This is a genomic window from Rossellomorea sp. LJF3 (assembly GCF_037046045.1).
Taxonomy (GTDB): Bacteria; Bacillota; Bacilli; order Bacillales; family Bacillaceae_B; genus Rossellomorea.
Window position 1 is genome coordinate 445,573 of the sequence record NZ_JBANLY010000001.1, and the last position, 22,262, is coordinate 467,834.

Annotated in this window: 23 protein-coding genes and 1 riboswitch; of the genes, 6 read left to right on the forward strand and 17 right to left on the reverse strand. The window is 43.1% G+C overall.

Annotated features, from left to right (window positions below):
- Positions 1-124: 124 nt before the first annotated feature.
- The gene (locus V8G47_RS02330; protein WP_336198728.1) at positions 125-1,987 is read left to right on the forward strand and encodes a DNA ligase D; all 1,863 of its coding nucleotides are present in this window, start codon (positions 125-127) and stop codon (positions 1,985-1,987) included.
- Positions 1,988-2,017: 30 nt separating this feature from the next.
- Here V8G47_RS02330 and dapF read toward each other — a convergent pair whose 3' ends face one another.
- The gene (gene dapF / locus V8G47_RS02335) at positions 2,018-3,013 is read right to left on the reverse strand and encodes a diaminopimelate epimerase (RefSeq protein WP_336198680.1); all 996 of its coding nucleotides are present in this window, start codon (positions 3,011-3,013) and stop codon (positions 2,018-2,020) included.
- A gap of 118 nt (positions 3,014-3,131) precedes the next feature.
- Between dapF and V8G47_RS02340 the strand changes: the two genes are divergently transcribed.
- Positions 3,132-3,476 (forward strand): hypothetical protein, encoded by a 345-nt coding sequence (locus V8G47_RS02340; protein WP_336198681.1) that lies wholly within the window; start codon positions 3,132-3,134, stop codon positions 3,474-3,476.
- A gap of 2 nt (positions 3,477-3,478) precedes the next feature.
- On the opposite strand, the gene V8G47_RS02345 is transcribed toward V8G47_RS02340, so the two are convergent.
- The 13 genes from V8G47_RS02345 to V8G47_RS02405 form a co-directional block, all read right to left on the reverse strand.
- The gene (locus tag V8G47_RS02345; RefSeq protein WP_336198682.1) at positions 3,479-4,726 is read right to left on the reverse strand and encodes an EAL and HDOD domain-containing protein; all 1,248 of its coding nucleotides are present in this window, start codon (positions 4,724-4,726) and stop codon (positions 3,479-3,481) included.
- A 209-nt stretch (positions 4,727-4,935) separates the two neighbouring features.
- On the reverse strand, positions 4,936-6,225 hold the full coding sequence (locus V8G47_RS02350) for an NCS2 family permease (protein WP_336198683.1): 1,290 nt from the start codon (positions 6,223-6,225) through the stop codon (positions 4,936-4,938).
- 511 nt (positions 6,226-6,736) lie between these two features.
- On the reverse strand, positions 6,737-7,207 hold the full coding sequence (ribH, locus tag V8G47_RS02355; RefSeq protein ID WP_044336602.1) for a 6,7-dimethyl-8-ribityllumazine synthase: 471 nt from the start codon (positions 7,205-7,207) through the stop codon (positions 6,737-6,739).
- Between the two features lie 12 nt (positions 7,208-7,219).
- Positions 7,220-8,413 (reverse strand): bifunctional 3,4-dihydroxy-2-butanone-4-phosphate synthase/GTP cyclohydrolase II, encoded by a 1,194-nt coding sequence (locus tag V8G47_RS02360; protein WP_336198684.1) that lies wholly within the window; start codon positions 8,411-8,413, stop codon positions 7,220-7,222.
- Between the two features lie 16 nt (positions 8,414-8,429).
- Complete coding sequence (gene ribE, locus V8G47_RS02365) at positions 8,430-9,086, reverse strand: riboflavin synthase (protein WP_336198685.1); 657 nt, start codon at positions 9,084-9,086, stop codon at positions 8,430-8,432.
- 13 nt (positions 9,087-9,099) lie between these two features.
- Positions 9,100-10,194 carry a bifunctional diaminohydroxyphosphoribosylaminopyrimidine deaminase/5-amino-6-(5-phosphoribosylamino)uracil reductase RibD gene (gene ribD / locus V8G47_RS02370; protein WP_336198686.1) on the reverse strand — a complete coding sequence of 365 codons (1,095 nt, stop codon included), beginning with the start codon at positions 10,192-10,194 and terminating at the stop codon, positions 9,100-9,102.
- A gap of 174 nt (positions 10,195-10,368) precedes the next feature.
- Positions 10,369-10,512: riboswitch (FMN riboswitch) on the reverse strand.
- Positions 10,513-10,706: 194 nt separating this feature from the next.
- A complete protein-coding gene (locus tag V8G47_RS02375; RefSeq protein WP_336198687.1) occupies positions 10,707-11,402 on the reverse strand; it encodes a hypothetical protein in 696 nt (231 codons plus the stop codon).
- Between the two features lie 134 nt (positions 11,403-11,536).
- The gene (locus V8G47_RS02380; RefSeq protein WP_336198729.1) at positions 11,537-12,409 is read right to left on the reverse strand and encodes a patatin-like phospholipase family protein; all 873 of its coding nucleotides are present in this window, start codon (positions 12,407-12,409) and stop codon (positions 11,537-11,539) included.
- Between the two features lie 512 nt (positions 12,410-12,921).
- The gene (locus V8G47_RS02385; RefSeq protein WP_336198688.1) at positions 12,922-13,698 is read right to left on the reverse strand and encodes an ABC transporter permease; all 777 of its coding nucleotides are present in this window, start codon (positions 13,696-13,698) and stop codon (positions 12,922-12,924) included.
- Positions 13,695-14,597: an ABC transporter ATP-binding protein gene (locus V8G47_RS02390; RefSeq protein WP_336198689.1), complete on the reverse strand. Its 903-nt coding sequence runs from the start codon at positions 14,595-14,597 to the stop codon at positions 13,695-13,697. Before V8G47_RS02390 ends, V8G47_RS02385 begins: the two co-directional genes overlap by 4 nt.
- Positions 14,594-14,809, reverse strand: coding sequence for a PLD nuclease N-terminal domain-containing protein (locus V8G47_RS02395; protein WP_336198690.1), 216 nt, complete (start codon positions 14,807-14,809; stop codon positions 14,594-14,596). The genes V8G47_RS02390 and V8G47_RS02395 overlap by 4 nt, the downstream gene beginning before the upstream one ends.
- Before the next feature lie 130 nt (positions 14,810-14,939).
- The gene (locus V8G47_RS02400) at positions 14,940-15,935 is read right to left on the reverse strand and encodes a helix-turn-helix transcriptional regulator (protein WP_336198691.1); all 996 of its coding nucleotides are present in this window, start codon (positions 15,933-15,935) and stop codon (positions 14,940-14,942) included.
- 135 nt (positions 15,936-16,070) lie between these two features.
- Positions 16,071-16,394: a DUF4870 domain-containing protein gene (locus V8G47_RS02405; RefSeq protein ID WP_336198692.1), complete on the reverse strand. Its 324-nt coding sequence runs from the start codon at positions 16,392-16,394 to the stop codon at positions 16,071-16,073.
- Between the two features lie 210 nt (positions 16,395-16,604).
- Here V8G47_RS02405 and V8G47_RS02410 point away from each other — a divergent pair, with 210 nt between their 5' ends.
- From V8G47_RS02410 to V8G47_RS02425, 4 genes are all read left to right on the forward strand, one after another.
- Positions 16,605-17,384, forward strand: coding sequence for an undecaprenyl-diphosphate phosphatase (locus V8G47_RS02410; protein ID WP_336198730.1), 780 nt, complete (start codon positions 16,605-16,607; stop codon positions 17,382-17,384).
- Between the two features lie 10 nt (positions 17,385-17,394).
- Positions 17,395-17,994 carry a DedA family protein gene (locus V8G47_RS02415; protein WP_336198693.1) on the forward strand — a complete coding sequence of 200 codons (600 nt, stop codon included), beginning with the start codon at positions 17,395-17,397 and terminating at the stop codon, positions 17,992-17,994.
- A gap of 63 nt (positions 17,995-18,057) precedes the next feature.
- Positions 18,058-19,188, forward strand: coding sequence for an amidohydrolase (locus tag V8G47_RS02420; protein WP_336198694.1), 1,131 nt, complete (start codon positions 18,058-18,060; stop codon positions 19,186-19,188).
- Between the two features lie 277 nt (positions 19,189-19,465).
- Complete coding sequence (locus tag V8G47_RS02425; protein ID WP_336198695.1) at positions 19,466-20,023, forward strand: GNAT family N-acetyltransferase; 558 nt, start codon at positions 19,466-19,468, stop codon at positions 20,021-20,023.
- Between the two features lie 62 nt (positions 20,024-20,085).
- On the opposite strand, the gene V8G47_RS02430 is transcribed toward V8G47_RS02425, so the two are convergent.
- From V8G47_RS02430 to V8G47_RS02440, 3 genes are all read right to left on the reverse strand, one after another.
- Positions 20,086-20,664 carry a hypothetical protein gene (locus tag V8G47_RS02430; RefSeq protein ID WP_336198696.1) on the reverse strand — a complete coding sequence of 193 codons (579 nt, stop codon included), beginning with the start codon at positions 20,662-20,664 and terminating at the stop codon, positions 20,086-20,088.
- A 182-nt stretch (positions 20,665-20,846) separates the two neighbouring features.
- Entirely contained in the window at positions 20,847-20,996 is a 150-nt protein-coding gene (locus V8G47_RS02435) for a YflJ family protein (protein ID WP_079531931.1), read from the reverse strand.
- Between the two features lie 60 nt (positions 20,997-21,056).
- Complete coding sequence (locus V8G47_RS02440; protein ID WP_336198697.1) at positions 21,057-22,127, reverse strand: undecaprenyldiphospho-muramoylpentapeptide beta-N-acetylglucosaminyltransferase; 1,071 nt, start codon at positions 22,125-22,127, stop codon at positions 21,057-21,059.
- Positions 22,128-22,262: the final 135 nt, after the last annotated feature.

The following is a 22,262-nucleotide window of genomic DNA, read 5'->3' on the forward strand; positions in this document are numbered from 1 at the left end:
CCTTTACATAAACTAATCCCTTAAACATAGCATTTAGTTCCCCTACTTTCTTCATCCCTTTAAACATCTGGAAATAATCCGGGTCCTAGGCGGACACACTACTACTTAAAAAAAGGTGAAACAAATGAAACCGATGCTCCCTACATTACGCCATGAACTTCCTTCAGGTAATGACTGGCTTTATGAGGTGAAATATGATGGCTTCCGAGGCATTTTATCTGTTCAATCCTCTGATCATATCAGCCTTCAAAGCCGGAATGGGAAGGAACTTCTGAGTCACTTCCCTGAGATAAAGAATTATCTCCACCAAATACTTGAAGAGCATACACTTCCCCTCCCTCTTGTTTTAGATGGAGAGGTTGCGTTATTACGCTCCTCCTTCAGCACCGAGTTCCAGGAACTTCAGGTTAGGGGAAGGATGAGGAATGATAAAAAAATCATAAAAGCAGCTGCCAGTAGGCCTGTTACATTCCTCGCATTTGATCTACTTCAGTCTGAGAAGAAATCATATATCCAGGAACCCTATCTTACGAGAAAAGAAAAACTGAAAGATGTCTTCACCCGCCTTCATTTACCGTTGGAACCTGCTCCTTCTCACCCTTCTACTTTGCAAATGGTCCCTTATTACCAAGACCTTGAGAAAGTGTGGGAGCACGTTCTAAATGATGAAGGGGAAGGGGTTGTCGCGAAGAGGGGCCATAGTAAATGGGACGCGGGGAAACGGAGTGCTGACTGGATCAAATGTAAGAACTGGAAACATTGCCAATGCTTTATCACCGCCCTGGATGATGCGAATGATTATTTTCACATCGGCGTATACCATAACGGACAAATCATCCCGATCGGCTTATTCCATTTCGGTCTTTCTGCTGAGGAAAAAAGAACGTTGAAGACGACAATTAAGCAAAACAGTACAGGAATGAACGATTCACTTTATTCCATAGATCCGGCCATCACCGTAGAAATAATCTATCTGAATTGGCAGGAAGGAAAGCTTCGGGAACCCCATTTTAAACAATTCCTTTTTTCCACTCAACCGGAAGCATGCACACTTGATCAATTTATGATGGACGAAGCCTCTCTTCCTAGAAAGGTTGATATCACCCACCCGGAAAAGACATTATTTCGGGAGGTTTCCATGACGAAACTGGATTATATCCGATTCCTCCGAAAGATGTCAGTGATTATTTTACCCTTCTTAAAGAACAGGCCCTTAACCTGCATTCGATTTCCTCATGGGATATTCGGTGAATCCTTTTACCAAAAAAACACTCCTGATTATTCACCTGCTTTTGTTGAAACATACAAAGAGGATCATATTCATTACACTCTGTGCAATAACCTGGAAACGTTGATATGGCTTGGAAATCAATTGGCACTTGAATTTCATGTCCCCTTCCAAAAAGCAGGGGAAGAATTCGTCAATGAAGTAATTTTCGACTTAGATCCACCAAGCCGCGATCATTTTTCACTGGCCGTTAAAGCGGCGATAATCATGAAAGGATTATTTGACGGGTTGAATCTCCAGAGCTTTGTCAAAACATCGGGAAATAAGGGGCTGCAAGTGTATATCCCCCTCCCTCCCGGATATACGTGGAAAGACACAGGCTTATTTACAGAATTCATTGCTCACTACCTTGTAAGCAATGATCCCGGGGATTTCACAACCGAGCGGTTAAAGAAGAACCGCAAAGGCAGACTGTACGTGGATTATATTCAACACGGTGAAGGCAAAACCATCATCGCCCCCTATTCATTGAGGGGGAATGAAGAGGCATTAGTCGCCACTCCACTATGGTGGGAGGAAGTGAATGAAGATCTCAATCCTCAAATGTTTACTATTGACGCAGTCTTAAGAAGATTTCAGGAGAAAGGCTGTCCCTTTACTGGTTTTGACCAGGCGAAAGCATCTCAGCCATTTGACAAAGTGATTGATTTTTTGAAAAAGCAGGCCAAATCAAATAAAAAGGGTACCCCGAAATCCTAGGGGCACCCTCTTTGACTATCCATTGGTTATCTATGCGCTCATGAACACTTTGCTGTCGACGATTGACTTGGCATGGTTTTGTAAATGCTCATACATTCCCTCTTCCGTGAATTCCTGTCTTGACACTTCATGATACTGCTCAGGATTGGAAAGGGACAATTCCAATTGAGATTGATAAAGATACGTTGCATTTCCAATTAATTCCATGTTGTATCGTCCTTCACCCAATTCGTTCACGACGACACGGACTTTCCCACCGTTATTGTATACATCGATCTCCTGACCGAATTCATTCTGCTGAAGTAAACATGTTACAAGACTGGAAGCAGACATGGCTGTCCCACAAGCATTCGTGAATCCGACACCTCTCTCATACGTACGAACATAGATGGATCCCTTTTCCAGAGGATGAACAAAACTTACATTGACTCCATCAGGAAACAGGTTATTGGGTCCATTCACTGTTTCAGCAATGGATTTCTGCTCGTTCGAGAGGATATGCTCTGTGCCGACGACACTGATCAAGTGGGGGTTCGGCACTGCCAGTGCAGAAAAGGTTAAATGATCGGAAATTTCAGGGATGCTTTCATTCACCAACGTTTCACGATCGATGTTCATTGGCAGTTGATCCAGTTGAAAAAGGACAGGGGAAATTTCAACATTATATGTCGGGATATTTTCAAAAATGGATGCCTGTGACGACACACGAAGATCCGCCTTCATCGTTTGGACGAAGATGGTCTCTTTATCCAGCAGCTCACATACATAGCGGCCGACACATCGCAGTCCGTTTCCACACATTGAGGCCTCTGAACCATCTGCGTTGAAGACCCGCATTCTCGCATCGCAATTTTCGCTTGATAATACAAATAAGATCCCATCTGCCCCGAAGGCCGACTTACGATCACATAAGGAAAGGGCAAGATTTTGTCTGGCTTCTTCGGTAAAATCATATCCATTTGTCATTTCATCAATAAGTAAAAAGTCATTTCCGGAGCCATGACATTTTATTAGATTCAAGTCCATCGTGAATCCCTCCACGCTAATTTACTAGTAAACTATTCATAATAGTCTTAGCTTGCCACAAACAAGCTCATTACGCAATCCTCTTCCCCTCATTTTCAAAAATAAGACATGTTCATAGTTGAATAATGTTGGTCATTTCGAGACAATGGTAGTGGTGATGATGATGATGAAGGAAGAATACCGTTTTCGTTTTCAAGTCCATAAAGTGGAAGAAGCGGAGGATGAATATGAGTCAAGAGATGTGACTGTGTTCGCCCGGATCTTCAACGAAAAAAAAGACCTCGTCCATGAAGGTCTCTTTCGGGTGCGTTTCAATACGATCGGAATCTACCCCTTCCCTGCAGACGTGGGCCGTCAGATTTATTCCAAGCAATTGCAGCGGCTCTTGCTCATGGAATTGAAACGGTATATCAAACCCCAGAGAAAATATCTTACCCCTGGGGATTATAAACCTGTATGGTAGACTTATGCCATCTCGGTTACTTCATGATTCAGAAGCTCTTCCGTCCACTTGCAGGAATGATGATAACTCTCCATCACATCCCTCTTGGTTAACTTCAATTCTGTCATTTTCACTTCGATCTCTGTCCAGTTCGCCTGTTCAATGGAGACGACGAGTTCCAATATCTTCTTAAGGTCATTCCCGGAACCCGTCAAAGCGTTGCAAATGTCGTCATTCAAAGGTAAATCCATCAAGATGCGCTCGATCGGCATAGAAAGGATCGTATCCATCAAGGAAAACATACCCGTCAGGAAGTAGCTTGATTTATTGGATGACCGGTTGTGTTTTTCTGCCAACAGCTCACACATCTTCGCCCTCGTCAAACATAATGTAATCACTTGATTGTCCAATTGTCTCTTCTTCCCCACCCGTTCCCTGACCGCCAAAATGTAGATCCATCTCTTGATCTCCACAAGACCTAACAGAACAATCGCCTGACGGATGGAATGAATCTTATGTCTCGGTCGATATGTAGGAGAGTTGATCAATTTCAATAATTTATAGGATAGGGAAAGATCCTGTTCGATCAATTGACTGATCCTTTCAATGTTCGGCTCCGTCATTTCCAGGCTTTGTATAATGGTATAATACGAATGAAAATATGTCGGGACATCCTGAGTGGCGATGATCTTCGGCTTACTGAAGAAGTAGCCCTGAAAGAAATGATAACCTTTTGCCAACGCTTCTTCGTAGTGGTCCACTGTTTCCACTTTCTCAGCAAGAAGCTTGTAACCAAGTAAAGGGGAAAGGACCTCAATGCTTCCCCGCTCCGTTTGAGTTGTATTCATGAAATCCACCTTTACATAATCCGCCAGTTTCATCAATTCCCTGAAATATGGATTGTATTCATTGAATATAAAATCGTCCAACGCAATCTTATACCCCAAGTCTTTTAATTCCTGACAAACGACCAGCACATCGGGGCCCGGAATCACACTCTCGAGAATCTCCACAACGATCTCCCTGGGATTAAAATAAGTCGGGACTCTAAGTCTTAGAAGATTCTCAGTGAAATTAATAAAACAAGGCTTGCCTGCTGAAAGGCTCTCCAGCCCGATATTTAAATAGCTGTTAATGATCACATCTGCGGTTGCCTGATCCCCGTCAATGGATGGAAACATATTGATATCATTATTTCGGTATAGAAGTTCATACGCCACCATTTCTTGATAACGATTAAAAATTGGCTGCCGGGCAACAAATACTTCCATCAAAATCACTCCTGCGTTCCTGTTCAACATTTGGAAAAATAGTTAAAAAGATTCATATTTTTTCTTTAATAGTAACAAGAAATATGTGGAAAGTCCACGTAATTTGACATTAGTTGTAAAATAAGAAAAGGATACCTCGGAGTGCGAATCAAAGTAATAAAGCAGAGAGGCCCCTCACAATGTGAGGGGCCTCTCTGCTTACATTCGCCTTAATGAATCGAATGAACAAAGAAATTCATCAGAAACAGCGCTGCAATGATATATAGTGGAATGGAAACTTCCCGTGCTTTCCCTGTAGCCAATTTTAATACTGGATACAGAATAAAGCCAATGGCGATTCCGTCTGCGATACTGTACGTAAACGGAATCATCGCGATGATGAAAATGGCGGGAAACGCCTCTGTCAAATCACGAAGATCCATATGTCGTATATTTTGAATCATCAAACCACCGATGATAATGAGAATCGGGGCAATGGCATGATCCGGAATCCACTTTAAATACGGAATGAACAACACAGATCCCAAGAATAATACACCCGTAGTCAAGCTTGTCAATCCAGTCCGGCCGCCTGCCGTCATGGCTGCTGCACTTTCCACCGTCGAGACTGTCGGACTCGTTCCGAAAAACCCTGATGTGAATGCGGAAAAGGCATTAGCTTGAAAGGCTTTAGAATATTTATGCGGTTGATCGATCATATCCATATGACCGTGAACGAGACCGATGTTTTCAAATACCAGCACCATCGTGACAGAAAAAACCGCAATCCAAAATGGGATTTGCATAATGGCACTAAACGATATTTGACCAAATACCTGACTGTATTCACTCAGATGGAACGAGCTTGACTGTATGGAAGGCTCAATCCCAAAGATGAATCCCAGCACTGTACCAAATGCGATACTCCATAAAAATTGACCTTTTACATTGCGAATGAAAAGAAAAATCGTCACCAGGAACGTCAGTACCGTGGCTAACACCTTTAGCTCCCCAAAATCACCGATCATGATGATGGCACTGTCACCTCTTTGAATGAGGCCGCCTTTTTCAAGACCGATAAACATTAAAAACATCCCTAACCCTACAGTAATGGCTTCTTTTAATGTTTTGGGAATGGCTTCCGATAATACTTTAGAAAGCTTTGTAAATGCAATGATCATAAAGAGTATTCCTGAAATCACTATGACAGCTAATGCTTCCTGCCACGAAAGGCCTGACGATTTCACCAGGGTGAATGTAAACATTGCATTAATTCCCATGCCTGGAACCAGAAGGATCGGCGCATTTGCCCAAAAGGCCATCACCAAACACCCAACGAAGGAAGCAAGTATCGTCGCCATGACTGCCCCTTCAAATGGAATTCCAGCTTCAGAAAGAATTAAAGCATTTACAGCGATAATGTAGACAATCGTAAAGTAACCGATCGCACCTGCCATCATCTCCTGTTTCATCGTGGTACCGTGATCCTTTAACTTAAAAATACCTCCACGTGCTTTCATATAATCTTCCTATAAAACTGCCCTCTCCCTACCCGCTCGTCCCTTAATAAAGGGGAGCCACAAAATACTATTCTAGCAAAAGGTCTGACGTTTGCCAATATGTATTTTGGTGGGGTACTTCTCCGCAAAAAAAGAGGCTGAGACAAAAGGGTTTAGTTAAAAGAAATATCCGAACGATCATCGAAATTCTTTTTTGGAAAATCGAAATCGTTCTGCTTTATCATAAAGCTATTTACGTAAATACTGTGGGTTTTGGAAGTAGTGAGTAGTGGTTGATTTCCGTTCCAGTTGCTCGCTTTCCGCGGGGCTGGCGGTGAGCCTCCTCGGCTGTGAGGAGGCTTGCCTTCCGCCCGAGGAAAGCGCAGTCTTGCACGGAAATCAATAGCGGTGTAACAAGTGATCCTAATTAATTTTTTGATTGCTCTTCTTTAGAGGAAATGGATTTAGATATGTCCCAACCTCACTTCTCCGCAAAAAACGAGTCTCCTACACTGGAGACCCGTTAAAATTCTTATTTATCTATTTCACGGATCAAATTGGCCATTTCGATGGCCGATACCGCTGCTTCCCATCCTTTGTTCCCGGCTTTTGTGCCGGCTCTTTCGATTGCCTGTTCGATTGTATCAGTCGTCAAGACCCCGAATATGACGGGTACGTCTTCCTGCAGGCTAAGATTGGCCACTCCTTTAGCAACCTCTCCGCTTACGTATTCAAAATGAGCGGTTGCTCCGCGGATGACCGTTCCCAAAGTTACAACAGCATCATATTTACCAGAACGCGCGAGTTTTTTGGCGATCATGGGAATTTCAAATGCTCCCGGGACCCAAGTGACGGAGACATTCCCTTCTTCAACACCGTGTCGCTTCAAGGCATCTTCCGCTCCGCCCAGCAGCTTGGATGTGATGAATTCATTAAAACGTGAAACGACGATGGCCACTCTTAATCCTGATCCTACTAAATTTCCTTCATAAATGGTTTTCATTTTATATTCCTCCTAAAATTTAAGTAAGTGTCCGAGCTTAGTGTGCTTCGTTTTTAAATACTTTTCATTTTCGAATTTTGCAGGCATCTGGATTGGCACCCGATCTGCGATTTCTAAACCATATCCGTTGATCCCGGCGATCTTTCTCGGATTATTGGTCAACAGACGCATCTTAGTAATACCTAAATCTCTCAAAATCTGCGCTCCGATTCCGTATTCCCTTAAATCGTCCCCAAACCCCAGTTTTTGATTGGCTTCCACGGTGTCATAGCCTTCTTCCTGGAGCTTATAAGCCTTCAGTTTGTTTATTAATCCGATCCCACGGCCCTCTTGCCTCATATAGAGCAGGACACCTTTTCCTTCTTCTTCAATCTGGGTAAGGGCTGTAGCGAGCTGAGGACCACAATCACACCGATTGGAACCGAAAACATCCCCTGTCAGGCATTCGGAGTGTACACGCACGAGTACATCCTCCCCCTCTGACCATTGTCCTTTTACAAGGGCGATATGCTCTTTTCCTGTAAGATTTTCTGTGTAAGCAACCGCTTTGAAGTTTCCAAATTCAGTTGGAAGCTCAATTTCCACTTCCCTTGTCACAAGCATTTCCTTTTTTCTTCTATACCTGATCAAATCTTCTATGGAAATGATTTTCAAATTCCATTGTTCAGCGAGCTTCATTAATTCAGGCACTCTTGCCATCGTTCCGTCTTCATTCATGATTTCACAGATGACCCCGGATGGGTGTGCATCTGCAAGAACAGCCAGATCGATGGCTGCTTCTGTATGCCCTGCCCGCTTTAGAACCCCGCCATTTTTGGCGACAAGGGGAAATACATGTCCGGGACGTTTAAAGTCCTCCGGCACTGAATTCTCGTTCAATAATTCCTGTATGGTGGTTGATCTTTCAAATGCACTAATTCCGGTCGTTGCCGATTTATGATCAACTGAGATGGTGAAGGCCGTGCCATGGGGGTCTGTATTTGACATCGTCATCGGCGCAAGCTTCAACTTGTGTGCTATTTCCTCTGTAATGGGGGCACAAATCAAGCCTCTTCCTTCTTTAGCCATAAAATTAATGACTTCAGGTGTCGCTTTATCTGCCAGGGCAATAAAATCCCCCTCATTTTCACGATTTTCGTCATCCACAACGATGACGACTTTGCCTGCCTGTAAATCTTCCAGAGCTTCTTCGATTTTATTAAACATGGGGCAACCCCTCCTCTTAGTCAGCAAACCCGTTTTGAGATAAAAAATCATAGCTGATGCTGCTTGAAGTCCTCTTAGACTGTTCCTTTGCTTCATAGAAACGATGAAAATATTTCGCCATTATATCACATTCAATATTGACAAGGTCCCCTACTTTCTTTCTACCAAGGACCGTGTCCCCTCTCGTCTGAGGGATGAGGGAAATCGTAATACGATTATTTTTTACACCAAACACAGTAAGGGAGGTGCCGTCTATTGCGACCGAACCCTTCATGATGAATAAATGGCCCTGATGTTCAGGGATGGTAATGTCCATATACCATGCATTTTCCACTTTCTCTACTCTCACGATGGTACCCACCCCGTCTACATGGCCGTTGACGAAATGACCGCCGAAACGTCCATTTGCTGCCATGGCCCTTTCCAGGTTCACTTTCGAACCACGGGTAAGGGTCCGTAAGGTGGTCCCTTCAAACGTCTCAGGCATGACATCAACCTGAAATTTGCTGGAACTGAATGAAGTGACGGTTAAGCAAACCCCGTTCACACTGATGCTGTCCCCGATATGGATATCTTCGAGGATGCGTCCCGCTGCAATTGTCATTTCCATGGAAGAGGAAGACTTCTTCATGTGTTCGATCGATCCAATTTCTTCAATGATTCCAGTAAACATCCTTCTCCCCCTTTCACAACGGTTCCCATTTTGGCCGTGTGACAATTTTGATATCCTGTCCTACACGATCCAGCTTGGCAATCTCCATTTCCAATCCTTCTGCAATGGTTGGAAATCCTTTTCCACCAAAACTCGTGAAGGCAGCACTTCCCCCAACAAGCTTTGGAGCCATATACATAACCATTTCCTGAAAAGCTCTTTCCTCTAAGAAGGCTGAATGTATAGTGGAACCACCTTCTACATAAAGGGAAGCAATCTTCCGGGAACCTAGTTCTTTCAGGACGGTGCGAATGCCTATCTTTTCATCGATAAGTGAAATGATTTCACATCCCCGATCGATATAGGGCTTCTTCTGATCTTCTTTGACCGAACTGCCTGTAAATATGATGGTTCTACTTTCTAAATCCTCTACGACATGAGAGTGGATCGGTGTACGCAAATAAGTATCTAATATAATTCGAATGGGGTTTTTTCCACCTTGGGGCAAACGGGTGGTAAGGTGTGGGTTGTCTTGAATGACCGTATTGACTCCTACTAATATCGCGTCATGCCTGTGACGATCATAGTGGACATCGGTTCTCGAGGCTTCGGATGTAATCCACTTACTGTCTCCCGAAGCTGATGCGGTTTTTCCATCTAGGGTAACCGCTGTTTTTAGCGTGACATATGGGGTACCATTTTGAATGAAGTGGAAAAAATGCTTATTCAGTTCCCGGGCTTCTTCTTCAAGCTCTCCAACCACTACTTCAATGCCTGCATCCCTTAATTGTTGAATTCCACGCCCGGCCACTAGTGGATTGGGATCCAGGGTGGCGATATGGACTCTCTTTATCCCGCTTGAAATCAACAACTGAGAGCAGGGAGGTGTTTTCCCATAGTGGGAACAAGGCTCGAGGGTAACGTAAATGTCGCTTCCTTTCGCTTTATCTCCTGCCATTTTAATGGCATTCACTTCTGCATGTCCTTCTCCCGCTTTCAAATGAGCACCCATCCCGACGATTTCTCCATTTTTGACCACTACAGACCCTACTACAGGGTTAGGCGAGGTCTGGCCAAGGGTTGCCTCTGCCATAGAAATGGCAAGCTTCATATAATGGGTATGATTCAATTGATGTACCCCCCTTCTATCGAAAAAACTATTCAGAAATAAAGAAACCCCAAGTAACGTTTTACTTGGGGGAAGTTGGCATGACTAAATAGAGCATTCAATCTGATATTTCGGAAAGGAAAAATCATCCATAAACACTGATCGGACTCCTATCCTGTACATCACTAAATGCTTCCGTTCCTTCTCCCATCCAGACTTTCACTGTCGGCTTTGGAATTTCACCAAATCCACCGTCTAATATGTATTAGCCGGGTCACGGACTAAGAGCATGTGCTCATCACCGCCGGTAGGGAATTTCACCCTGCCCCGAAGGAAACCTATTCGATTATCATTATTCTATCATAGTTTCATAAATAAAATCATGTTAGACGCACTAAAATAAGATTTTTGTCCTAATTTTTAGAATACGGGGTGATAAAATCAAGGGATAATATATGCCTCTATATTATTAGAGTCAAGTTTCTTTCACACGTGTTACATTCTTCCTTCATTATTGTACCCAAATGAATGGGCTATGATGTGAGAAAATAATCACTGTCTACATACCAAAGAAAGATCAGAAGCCAGTCCAAATCATCATTGTATGTTTCGTAAAATGAAACGTAACTGTGGTGGGAATCGAACAGCCGTTGAACACTTTGGGGGAGGTACCCTTTTTGTAAGGATAGATAATTTTTTTCTTGATAGTTCAAGATCCATCTCTTGTTTCCTTTATAGATGAGGATCGTGTCCCCACCTTCATTCTGCCATTCGATGGCGGTGGCACTTTGATATTTCAGTTGAAACATCATTCTTCTCCCTGGATGATCGATCTTTATGGTTCTGCTCCATTTCGAAAATGACAGCGGAAGTTTATGCTTTCTATGAAACAAATATTGTTTCGGGTTATTGATCATGGAAGTACGTTGAATAAAATAGCGTGACCAACCGTTCGTTTTTAAATAATAGGAGCCTTCCTTTGTATGGACCCCTACAAGTGAATGCTCGGAGACAGGCATATTTTCATAATACAGGCGGTTTGCCTTCTTAAGTTCCTTTTTCAGGCTATAGCTGAGATATAAATTTGAAAACGCCGGGATGAAGATCAGCAGGGGAAAATAATACAATTGCTGTGTCACTACAAGCATCCCTACACCAATGAGAAAATACATGACACTTCTGAAAAGCAGTGTATATTGTTCATTTTTGTATATTTGATAGAGGTTCATAGAGTGCTCGTCCTTTCAAGGAATCTCTATCATATGTATGTGAAAAATCTGTAAAAAGACCTTCTGTCAGGAAAACGGGGGAAAATGAACAGAACACTCTTTCACTAATGAGTGGTTCTATTCATCCCTGACGTTTATGAGTGTACGAGCCTCCCTGATTGGTTCCAATCGACTAACTGCTTCCATTTTGATTCTGCGTCATGATAGCCCTGCCAGTACAATTCGTCCAGTTTTTGAGGATTTTTTTCAATTCGGCTTACTTTAAGTGGATGCTGGGGCTGGATGATCAAAACGTCTCCATTTTTTTCTTTTCTTTCTATCTCCTGAATCGTTTGGTTATAGCGAATATAGCGGTTCATCAGCGTTTTGTGCAACTCTGGATATTGAGGATACTTTCTTCTCACCAGGAAAGAAAATTTTGAAGGCTTTTTATAATATCCCCTATTCCGGGTCAGGATGACCACATTTTTTTTGAATCCGTCCTGCTCGGCTTTTTCAATTGGAACCGGATCGCTTATGCCCCCGTCAAGGAGGTGGCGGGAAGCGAATTCAACAATCGGAGCCACAAATGGAAGAGAGCTTGATGCGCGGATGATCGTGAGTAGGTCCTCTCCATAATCCTTCCTTGAGAAATAGGCTGCCTTTCCTGTATGACAGTCGGTTGTCCCGACTACAAATTCCGTTCGGTTGGAGTGAAAGGCTTTATAATCGAAGGGTACCAATTTATTCGGAATTTCATCAAAGACATAGTCCATCCCGAATAATTCGCCCGTTTTCCAGTAGTTCCGCCATGATAAATATTTAGGGTCGCGGATGAAATCCACATTCACCTTTTTGTTGCGGCCGTTTTGTTTGGACAAATAAGACGCGGCATTGCATGCACCTGCCGATACCCCGATGACATAAGGGAATTCAATTCCGTTCTCCAAGAAAAATTCCAGGGCCCCCGCCGTGTATATTCCTCTCATGCCGCCACCTTCGAGGACGAGTCCGGTTTCATTTATCATCATCTTCTTGACCACCTGCCTTTTGCTGTAATAGAAATTCTTTTACTTCCAGAGGTACAATTTTTCCCCCGACAGTTCCTCCATCAGGATGCAGCAGGGAATATATTCTCCTCTATCCCTGGTAAAATCGGATTCTTCACGTTTTCCTGAGCCAAATAAGCCATTATATTTTCCCACAAAATAGTAAGAATGTGTATTATTCTGCTTGAAGGTCAACACGGTTTTCAGTTCCGAGACGTTGATTTAAAGTCTTCCTTCGCTTCCCGAACCGCCGTTTCCATTTCGGTTTCTCCTTCATCCATGCCTTCTCCTGGAATCACATAATATACACAGCCATTCCTTATTCTTTTTATAACTGCCAGTTTACCATTTTAAATGAGGATGATGCCTGCACGCTGGATCACTTTCTATCATCCTCCTTCTTCTACCACCATTCGACATAAATCAATGAAATCCTTTTCTCATCATTCAAGAGGTCCGTCCCTAATGAGGAAAGAGCTGACGATAAGACGTCAGCTCAGTTCTTTTTTTCTGGAGAGGGTCGGGGTGATGATGAGGATAGACAGGCATATGGCCAAGGTCAGGTAGATTGTTCCTGAGAGATTTTCTGTCCATCGGCCCTGAAGGATCAGATCGTTTACATAGTTAGACAACTGGCCCGGCGACCATTTTAATGTTTTTGTCATATATCCTGAGAAGAAGGTGACCAGCATGGTCGATGCGATTGTATAAAAGGCAGCTAGACCCGGCGTTTGTACGAGGCTACTGAAGAAAATCACCGATGTCATGATAAAGGTCAACCACAGGCCGTAAACCAGGAAACCCTGTATGAATATGCGTAAGTCGATTCCATCGAATAACAGGTTGATATAATACAATCCCGATAGCATCCCAAGGCTGTATGACACCCAAACCAGCACGAATGCAGCCGACCATTTGGAGTAAATATACGAACTGTATGGAACAGGTTTCACAAGTACCAATATTGCGTTACCGCTTTTCCTTTCCCCTGCCACCGTCCCCATGAACCCCAATACAATGACCAGGACACCCAGGGTGCTGAATTGATTCATGATGGACAGCAGTACTTCACCCGCTGAAGGGGTCGGTATGGATATGACCGTGCCGTCTGGCAAGTCTCCGACTGATTGTAATATTTCCGGCATATAATAGGCCGTTAAGGGTTCCGTCAAACCAAATAGAATGAAAACGAATGGCATCCAGATCATTTTATAATTACGGATGAGCTCGAGCATTTCTTTTCTGAATAATACCCAACCGATTTTCATTTTTTCATCACCACCATGAAGACCTCTTCCAGGCTTTGTTCACTGCTCTCAAATTTGGTCACGCCCCACCCATACTCGGTGATCAGTGAAAAAATCCTGGCTCTGTCCCGCTCCAGATCAAGCACCTCAAAGGAAAGCTGTTTCCCGTCTGACATCATGTTATAAATCCACTCTTTATCCTTTAAGATCGGGGTATACTTATGGCTATCCTCATTAAAATGCAGGGTCAATCTTAATTTATGGTGCCTTGCCTTCACTTCCTGGATCGTCCCTTGTTCAATCAGCACACCCTCATGAAGAAAAAGGACATCATCACATATTTGTTCTGCATCATTTAAGATGTGGGTCGAGAACAGAATGGTCGTTTCCTTCTTCAATGTCTTTAATAAGTCAAGAACTTCCCTTCTGCCAAATGGATCAAGGGCTGATACCGGCTCATCAAGGATGATGAGCTTAGGCTTATGAATGAGGGCCTGAGCGATTCCAAGCCGTTGTTTCATTCCGCCGGAGTACTGACCCACCTTCCGATTCTTCCCTTCTTCCAAACCGACTAAAGTGATCAGTTCTTCTGTCCGCCTCTTTGCGTCCCCCTTCTTTATTCCTGAAATTTCACCGGAGAAGATCAGGAACTCCTTTCCGGTCATCCACTCAAAAAAGGCGGGATATTGAGGCAGATATCCGATCATTTCACGGATATCATCAGGGGAATCAGGAGCCATGATCGTCCCCGCCGTAGGTTTAATTAATCCTGCCAGCATATTTAAAGTCGTCGTTTTGCCGGCACCATTCGGCCCGAGCAAAGCAGTACAAGCCCCGCATTTCAACTGAAAGGAAATATCTTTCACTGCAAGCTTATCTCTATATCTCTTTTCTAAAGACGATACTTCCAAGACATTCATCCATTCTGTCTCCTTCCGAAGATGAAGTAGATGACCGGTCCTAGAATATTAATGAAAATGATGATTAATACCCAAAGCCATTTTGGGCCATTTGTGGATTTTATTCGGATTACATCGATCATTGCCACCACCATAAGAATGAGCTGAATAATGATAACAGGAGCGATAAGTCCCCAATTGATTGCTTGTAACGATTGTTGTAATTCGTTCATTTTTTCTTCCTCCCTTTCCTTTTCCAACTATAAGACGGCAGAAAGAAAAAATCGTTCACTTTTCCATGAGAATTTTTTTCGCAAGTAAAAAAGCAGCAAGCCCCTTCTCATTTAATGGGCTCGCTGCTCGTTATTTCTTTTGATATAAAGTATACAGTTTATTCACTTCCCGTTTGACGGTTTCCACGAGCGAAGGAGGAGAGATTACTTCAGCCTGACTTCCAAATGTGAAGATCCAGTTTACGAGACCGGTGCTTACCCGGGCTTTGGTCGACAAAATAAAATGGTCCTCGCCGTGCCTTTGGATATTGACATTTTTCCCGAACTTATCAATCATCACATTGATGAGGTTGTTATGAAACTTAATCTTGATCCACTCTTCATCTCCGGCAAACATTTGAAAGGTTGACTGAACGTATTTGGATACATCAAAGCCTTCATATGGATAGGTTTCCGAAAGCACTTCAACATTACGCAATCGATCGACCCGATAGTGGCGTATTTCGTCCGCTTCAAAATAGTAAGCAATTAGATAATAAAAATCATTCGCCCACGCAAGAGCATACGGTCGCGCCTTATACAGCCGGCCCTCATGACTGAGGTTAAACTGTTTGTTGACATCATACCGCCCGTATTGAAAGGTGATCAACCTCCGTTCTGCAATCGCTTCATGGATATCATGGATGGTACGGCGATTAAAAGGACTCTCACTTTTGATGGAGGAATCGATTTGGATTTCATTATGTAACTTCCTCCCTTGTTGATGGCTTGTCAGCTGCTTTATCTTCCCTGTCAGCTGCCTCGTTTCCTTCTTCGAAATGAATTTGGCAGAGACAACTGCATCCATGAGCATCCGGAGTTCGTATAACTCGAACAAACGATATTGGTGGCTATAATATTTAGGAAGTCCATCCTTTTCCTGATTGACGGTCACATCGAACCCATGCTGGATGAGATGATCCAGATCATCCTTTAAGGAATTCTTGTTAAGTTTCAATTCCGGTCCGTATGCCTGTTTAAAGCGAAGAATGATGTCATCCAGGTTCAGCTCGTGATCCTCGTCCGTTTCTTCTTTTAAAATATTCATTAGCTTCAGCAGTCTTACTTTATTATCAATCCTCGTCATAGGGATGCATTCTCCTTTTTAGAGATGATAGTTTTATAAAATTATAAAGTTAATGAAAGTTTTGTCAACTCTTCTTCCTCGTTCTGTTTCTAGGAAAGAAAAAGAACCCATGAGTTCCATGAGTTCTTTCTTTGTTTATTTCAATAATCGAAAGACTGTCGGGATTTTGTAATAGTCACCTTCGTATGCCTTTACTGCACCGAGGATGGTGAAGACCAAAGCCAGCACCCCTACAATGGGAGCTAACACAAATCCGATTAATACCACCGTGAGAATGCTGCTTACAAATCCGTAAACGGCGTATGAAATGAGAAAGTTCAAGTATTCCTTCCCATGAAAGTCCACGAACTCTGATTCGTCCTTTTTAATGAGCCAAATGATCAATGGACCGATGAATACGGTGAAGAAGCTTGATATATAGATAAGAGCTGCCATCATTCTTTCATCTTTTGCCGGCATGCCAATTCCTCCTTGTATAAACACTTTTAGCAGAGTACCCTCCTCTATATTTACGTTCTTTCCTTCATAAAGTTTCACCTATTCTTAAGATTTTCTTTATGTGTTCTTTTTTGTTTCTTCATGACAACCCTCATGAAATGTGACGAATCGGAATATACGTTTAGAAGAGGAGTTTGTCCTTAGAGTTCTTGAAGAAAGGCAGTGGTGAATGTGAACAAAATCGAGGCCTTTATCCTCGGCGTTATACAAGGGTTAACAGAGTTTCTTCCGATCTCAAGCACTGGACATCTTTATCTCGGCAGACTTGCTTTCGGACTGGAAGAAGCCGGGCTCTTCCTGGATACGATGCTTCATATCGGTACTTTGATTGCCGTCTTTGTCGTTTATCAGAAGGAACTTTTATACATGTTGAGGCACCCATTCAGTAAATTATCCTGGATTCTCATCATCGGGACCATCCCTGCAGTGATTATAGGATTTATGTTCGAAGACTATTTTGACGCTATATCAAAGACAGGGGCTACCATCGGTTGGGAGTTTCTTGTGACAGGGTGCATTATGTATGTCGCTGACGGCGTGAAGAACGGCTACAAGAAGCTGGATGATCTTTCTTACACAGATGCTTTGGTGATTGGCAGCTTCCAGGCGGCTGCCATATTCCCCGCCCTTTCAAGGTCCGGTTTAACGATAGCAGCAGGATTATTCAGGAAATTGGACAGAGAGACAGCAGCCTATTTCTCCTTTCTCCTTTCTACCCCTGCCATTCTGGGAGGTATCGTGCTACAGGGAAAAGAAATGATCGGTGGCGGGGCTGAGGCGATCCCCTTCTCAAGTTTAGCCATCGGAACAGTCAGTGCTGCAGTATTCGGCTATTTCGCCATTATGACCATGGTGAATTTCTTAAAGAAGCACTCTCTGAAAATATTCTCCTATTACGTTTGGGCTTTGGGGCTCTTGATTCTCATTCTTCAATACTCAGGATTCATGTAGGAGGATAAATATGAACCATGATTGGATTTTACACATCCTTACATTTCTAACCGATTTAGGATATATAGGAATCTCTCTCGCACTCATGATTGAAGTCATCCCCAGCGAGCTTGTCCTGAGCTATGCAGGCTTCATGGTGAACGCCGGCAAACTCACGTTTATCGGGGTCTTCATCAGCGGAGTCATCGGTGGGACCGTAGCTCAGTTATTTCTTTATTGGCTTGGGTATTATGGCGGGAGACCGTTTTTTGAAAAATACGGAAAATATCTGTTTATTCATTCCAAGCATATTCTTGCTGCAGAGAAATGGTTTGAGAAGCACGGGACGATCGTCATATTCACGGCACGCTTCATACCAATCGTCCGGCATGCCATCAGTATACCCGCCGGCATAAGCCGCATGCCCTTCTCTACATTCACCCTATACACTTTTGCAGCCATGCTCCCCTGGACATTGTTGTTTATGATCATCGGGATGGAACTCGGTACACACTGGGAGCATATTGAAGTCATCGGGACGCGCTATATTAAACCCCTCAGTTTAATAGCTGTCATTTCAACCCTGTTTTATCTGATTTATTCAAAAAGAAGAAATAAAAGGATGGATTAACTTCTTTTTTCACGAAAAATTGTTTAAAATAATAAGGAAACAAGCCTCACGAAAGGAAAAACGATGAATTCCATACTTTTAAGAAATGTAACCATTTATCCCATTACATCCAAGCCTATTCATAATGGAGCTTTACTCATAAAAGACGGAAAAATCAAACAAATATTCCCCCATGACGTGGAGGGATTCCACCACGCTTCCGTATACGATTGTCAGGGGAAATTCCTTTTTCCCGGATTCATTGATTGCCACACTCATTTAGGACTCTATGACGAGGGTACAGGGTGGGCGGGTAACGACGCCAATGAAACCATCGAACCGATGACCCCTCATATCAGGGCCTTCGACGGTGTCTACCCATTGGACCCGGGCTTTAAAGACGCCCTTAAATATGGCGTCACCACCGTGAATGTCATGCCCGGAAGCGCAAATGTGATCGGGGGTACCACAGCGGTGATCAAGACACATGGCTCTAACATCAGGTCCATGCTTATCAAAGAAACCTCCGGATTGAAAATCGCTTTAGGGGAAAATCCGAAACGAATCCATAGCAATGGAAACAATGATTCCATTACAAGGATGGGGATCATGGGGATGCTCAGGGAAGCTTTTTTCTCAGCTAAATATTGTGACCAGCCAGAGGAACTGAGAGTCTCCCCATTAGTTTCCGCTTTAAAACGTGAAATCCCTGTTCGGATCCACGCTCACAGAGCAGACGATATTTTATCCGCAGTGCGTTTCGCTGAGGAATTCAACCTCGACCTCCGGATAGAACATTGCACGGAGGGTCACCTTATTTCAGATGAACTGAAAGGAAGAAACTTAAAAGTTTCAGTCGGTCCGACGTTTACAAGACGCTCGAAGGTAGAGCTTAAAAACAAGAGCTGGATCACCTATCAGAAGTTGACGGAAGCCGGTGTCGAAGTGTCGGTTACGACCGATCACCCTTACACACCCATCCAGTATCTGAACATGTGTGCGGCGATTGCCGTGCGTGAAGGATTGGAGGAACAAAAGGCACTGGAGGGAATCACCATTGCTCCTGCCAGAAACCTTGGTGTATCTGACCGGATCGGCAGTATCGAAGTAAATAAGGATGCCGATCTGGTCCTTTGGAGCCACCATCCATTCCACTTTATGGCAAAGCCTATGTTGACTTTCGTCAATGGGGAAATCGCTTATCAAAATGTGTAGAAATTTGTTAAAAATTTTCTTTAAAAATCAGCATTTTACCTATTTCCTTTTTGAGATATTTCGTATATGATACAGATGGATAATATATTTCCGGTTACAATGACGCGATTTATTCATATATTGAGCGACTGTAATGAAGGGAAGGCAAAAGGTGCGCCACCAGTTTCTTGACTGGTCTTAGTGGGTTCGATTCCCACCCCGAAATTTTTTAGTTACCATTTAAAAATTTCGAGGGTGGGATCGTACGCAAGTAGACTGCCCTCAAGGAGGGTCTACTATGATCAAGAAACGTGAATTACATGAGTGTCATGAACTCTATGACCTGATGGTGCACCCGGATGTCTTCCCTTTTGTGCGTCAAAAGGCACAATCCTATGAGGAACTTCTTTTCTTGACGAAACAAACCATTGAAGCAGAAGAACGGGGAGAACTTATTTCCCGGACGATTTTGGACGAGTGGGGCAACCCTATCGGTACCATCAATCTATTTGACATCCAGGAAAAGGCAGGATTCCTGGGAACATGGCTAGGGAAGCCGTTTCATGGCAAAGGGTATAACCAGCCGGCGAAGGATGCATTTTTTTCCGAGTTGTTTTTTGAATTGGGCATGGAAACCATCTTTATGAGAATCAGAAAGGTGAATACCCGTTCACAAAAGGCCGCAGAAAAGCTGCCTTATGTCGTGAAGGCAAATGAGTCAAGGAAATCTCTCTATGATCAATTAAATGCTCAAGATGAGGTTTATGATCTATATGAGATCCCTAAAGATTTGTACACCCTCTATTTATATCAGCTTCAGCAGTCGCCTGAAGAAGAGCAGGCGCTCGAAGCTTAAAAACAGAAAAAGGTTATCATAAAGGTATTTACCCTTTGTGATAACCTTTTTGTTACGATGGATTAAAAGGAGGCATGGATCATAAAAAATACGGTAAAGGTGATGGCGAGTTTTAAATGCCACGCTCGGTCCTTCCTTTTGAATCTCTTAAATCCCATGCTTATAAGGAAGAAGAGCACGATACTCGAAAGGATCCCCGTTATATTGGTGAAGCCCCAATGGAAATCTCTGATGAGGGCCAGAAATCCGTGTAGCACCACACCTGCTGTTGCCAATAGTGCTAAGGGCACGTGCCATTTCCTTAACAGCTTTCCTATGAATTGGACAAGGCGTTTTATTTCAATATCCTTCCACTTTACCCCTTTCAAGCCTCTCCATTTCATTAACAGGAATATCGGAAAGATACTGAGGACGACAAAATAAATTATTCTTGCTGCGGACCCGAATTGTTTGAGAAATTCCTTGTAGGATTCTTCATCCATTCCCATGAGGACTTCCCTGTAAGCAGAAATGAGGAGAATACCTGCAACCGTTAAACAGATGCTTAATGCCAAATAGAAAATGACATTTTTTCGTTCCTTAGAATTCGGGATGAATTTCGATAAAAATGATGGATGGCTGATTTTCGATTTGGACTCCATTTACTTTCTCCTATTATCATTAAGAATTATACGTTTACTATAACCCTCAAACATGAAAATTAAATGAAAATCCCATGAAATGATTTAATTACCCTCCAAATCCGCTAAATAAATCGAAGCTGACTGTATTGATGCCTTATCTTACATTCCAAGATCAGCACCGATACTGTCAGCTCCGGTTTTTATTTTTGTTTAGCTATTTTCTCGAAGTACAGGTTTCTTACTACGAATGTTTTATAATTCTCCAATTTCCTTTTTTCTAATGGGTGATGATTGATCCCCATCTTTTTAAGCTCTTGAAGGTACCATCCTTTTGAATATTGATACGCCATTCCACTTCTCCCCTTCAACCATTTGTATACTATATGCTTGAAGGGGATTACAATGACTCTTTATCTGGACATGGACGAAAGCACCTCATACATATCCTGGATGGTGTAGGCTTTTTCACCTTTTTCCATATTGCGGATCATGATGTCACGATTTGCCTTAAGCTCATTGATACCCGCCAAGAAGCTCTTTTCGTCCAATTCTTCTTCTTCCAGCTTTATCGCATAACCGTGTTTCACGAAACTGTTGGCATTAAGGATTTGATCCCCACGGCTCGCTTCCCTTGAGAGGGGGATCAATAACATCGGTTTCTTTAAAGCCAGGAATTCAAAGATTGAATTCGAACCGGCACGGGAGATCACGAAATCCGTCATCGCCAGGTAATGAGGCAGTTCACCCTTGATGAATTCGTATTGACGATACCCTTTTTGTTCAAGGCTATCATCCACGTTACCTTTCCCGCAAATATGAATGATTTGAAAGGCGGCCAGTAGCTCCTCCAGATTCCCTCTTACCGCTTCGTTAATTTTTCTCGCTCCAAGACTTCCTCCCATGATCATCAAAACGGGTTTACCCTCATAATATCCGGTTAATCTCTTCCCTTCACGGGCATCACCCGTAAATAATTCCTCGCGGATGATGGCTCCTGCGCATAAAGATTTTTCACTCGGGAGGGATTGAACCGTTTCCGGGAAGGTGGTGAAAATTTTCGTTGCGAATGGGACGGCTAATTTATTGGCAAGTCCCGGAGTCACATCGGACTCGTGGATCGCTACAGGAACTTTGGCCATCTTAGCGGCCATCACGACCGGGACGGAAACGAATCCCCCTTTGGAAAAGATGATGTCCGGCTTCGTGTTCCTGATGACGGATAGTGCGTCAAACACTCCTTTCATCACTCGAAACGGATCTGAAAAGTTTTTCCAGGAAAAATATCTTCTCAACTTGCCGCTTGAGATGCTTTTGTACGGGATATGGGGAAATTGTTCAGTGATGATTTCCTTTTCGATCCCATCTTCCGATCCTATATACGTTATGTCCCAACCTTCTTTTTCAAAGTGTGGAATCAGTGCTGTATTAACCGTGACGTGGCCTGCAGATCCTCCGCCCGTAAATAATATACGTTTCTTCATATGTATAAACTCCTAACTCATATTCTAATTTCCTTCTCTCTAACCATTATACACTTTACCAAAAATAGAAGCGGGATAGAACTACGAAAATTTGACAAAAAGAAAAGAGACCCTTTTCAACCTTCAGGAACTCTT